The sequence below is a fragment of the Escherichia sp. TW14182 genome (genome assembly GCF_000208525.1).
Lineage (GTDB): Bacteria > Pseudomonadota > Gammaproteobacteria > Enterobacterales > Enterobacteriaceae > Escherichia > Escherichia ruysiae.
Map to the genome: position 1 here is coordinate 1 of NZ_AEJZ01000498.1, position 796 is coordinate 796.

At 40.8% G+C, this 796-nt stretch carries 1 protein-coding gene; it reads right to left on the minus strand.

Annotation, left to right across the window (positions count from 1 at the left end; translation table 11 throughout):
• Window positions 1-10: 10 nt before the first annotated feature.
• Entirely contained in the window at window positions 11-658 is a 648-nt protein-coding gene (locus tag EQY_RS0123645; protein WP_000918612.1) for a hypothetical protein, read from the minus strand.
• Window positions 659-796: the final 138 nt, after the last annotated feature.

Here is a 796-nt window from a genome sequence, read left to right on the forward strand (position 1 = left end):
ACCTGTATTTTTACCAACGGTCATCCCAGCGATGATTATTCATTCCCCAGGCATTCCCCCCCGCATCAATTCCACCTAACATGGGAAGTCCAGTTGCCGGATTAACTCTATTATTACTGGAACAACACACATCGTCTTTTGAACGACACTCTCCAGGCAGATTAACATAAACAAATCGAACAAAATCGTCAGGATATAGTTTTCTCACCTTATAAGAAAAAACACATGTAAAAACTGCCCCCAATAAAGCAAACACCGCCCCCGAGAAAAGGACAAATTGCAGTTCAAATCCAACAGCAACAGCGATAATGATCAGGGCCACTCTGCAGGCAGATAATACACATCGTTTTTTCAGTTGTTCTGATTTTGAAATAATATCCGTTTCAGACTCTATTTTCATAAGAACATACTGAGTAGAAGATATTTCCCACAGCACAACAATTGTAATAATTGCAGAGAAAAAGTGCACAACCAGAAAACATACTAATAGCCCCATAGCACTTTCACCGTAAACCAGAGCTGCACAGAACGTCATAAAAAATGATACTGAAATACAACATGCTGTTATCTGCACACCAAATTTACAACCAGGCCACATACGTAGCCTGTCATCTTTCCAGTTAAACGTTTTTAATTTTTCAGTTAATTGTCCTGCCATAACTCTCTCTTCTTTTATTTGTCCTTCCACTTTGCAGCATCCCTCAGACGTTGCATATCCTCTTCATCTTTATCTGAATTCCAGGCACCTGATGGCGACAACGGCCAGGGCTTCTGCTTTTCTTTCTCCTGCGCCAGA